This window comes from Bartonella sp. AC70YNML (genome assembly GCF_042196545.1).
Lineage (GTDB): Bacteria > Pseudomonadota > Alphaproteobacteria > Rhizobiales > Rhizobiaceae > Bartonella.
Map to the genome: position 1 here is coordinate 1 of NZ_JBHIQK010000041.1, position 1,328 is coordinate 1,328.

Consider the following 1,328-nt stretch of genomic DNA (forward strand, 5'->3'; position numbering starts at 1 on the left):
AAAGCTAAAACAGCCCAATGATAGGAACCGTGTGCCTATTAATAAAACAATCCCTGCCGAAATCAAGCGAGGAGACAACGGAATCTCATAAACTGATTTATGAAGTTAATAATGTAATGGTCAGTCTTTCTAAATATGTGAAAATTAAAAGGTATGAAATATGCAAAAGCTGATTATTATCATAGCGATTAGTGCTTTTTTTGGAACAACAAACTTAGCAAGAAGTAACACTCTTACTAAGCAAGGAGGAGGTCATAGCCGTTTTGCAGTTCCTAGTATAGGGTCAGGAGATCTCGATTCAAGCAACAATTATAAACCAAAACCACCAAAAGGCTATGAGCCACCACGTAAACTTCCACCCGATATTAAAATTGACCTTTCTAATTTGGGAACGATAAGAAATCGCGTACCGTCCAAACCTATTGGCTCTAAGCCATCTAACACACCTCCAGTATCTCCCACAGCTCAGGTACCTAAATCAACTTTCGTATCTGCTCCATCAGCAAAATATCTGGAGCTTACTAATCTATTAAAAAAAGAGGAAATTATTGAGCTCTTAAAAAAACAGCTTGAGTTGAAAAAAGAACAAATTTCACAAACAGAAAAAACCTATCAAGCTATAACAAATAGTCAAAAAACTAGACCTGAAAAAATAGATTTTTCTAGTTTTTTTCTCAAAGAACCAGAATCGCTCTATAAGAGTGATAAGCTTTCAAGAGAATCATATCAAAAGGTACTAGAGGACGAAAACAAAGTTTCTGGGCCTTTTGATCAAATGGGCAAAACTATTTCAGAGCGTTTACAATTTGCATCGATACTAGATAAAGCTGTAAGTTTAGAAACTTTTGAAAACGTAGAAAATCGTTTTCAATACCTCAAAAGTCTATTTAATGAACTTCAAACAAAAGAAAACCTGAAAGATATTGCAGATCTTCAAGCACATATCGATGGTTCGTTAGCCATGATCCAAAATGAATTTATAAAGGTGCAAATGGTAGCACATTTACGTAACGCTGAGCAATCACTTATCAAAAGGAAAAGACGCGAACTTGATATGAAAATTTTTGATCATGAAAAAAAAGGGATGCCTACCATACGATGAAAACAAAAGCCGATGTAGAAGGTTCAGTACTCTCTGAACAATTAAGAGAGGCACAAAGATTTTATCAAAGCCAAGATATCGTGCTGAAAACACTTAGGTAATATATAAATGCAAATGAAGTGTTTAGCATATATCTATGTTCCAAGGTGATAAAAAGTTGAAAATTCATTAAAGAGGAATTCCATGGACTTTACAGTGTTCACGCAACTTTTCAATAAAATTGATC

1 protein-coding gene and 1 pseudogene are annotated in these 1,328 nt (G+C 34.5%); both read left to right on the forward strand.

The window, feature by feature from the left end:
- Positions 1–91: pseudogene (locus tag ACFIMU_RS08620) on the forward strand (TrwH protein); the annotation flags it as partial.
- 69 nt (positions 92–160) lie between these two features.
- Positions 161–1,102 (forward strand): type IV secretion system protein, encoded by a 942-nt coding sequence (locus tag ACFIMU_RS08625; protein ID WP_375697033.1) that lies wholly within the window; start codon positions 161–163, stop codon positions 1,100–1,102.
- The last annotated feature ends 226 nt before the right edge of the window (positions 1,103–1,328 follow it).

Excerpts from the sequence above, each read along its gene's own strand:
- ACFIMU_RS08625 (WP_375697033.1), top strand. The coding sequence starts at position 161 with ATGCAAAAGCTGATTATTATCATAGCGATTAGTGCTTTTTTTGGAACA.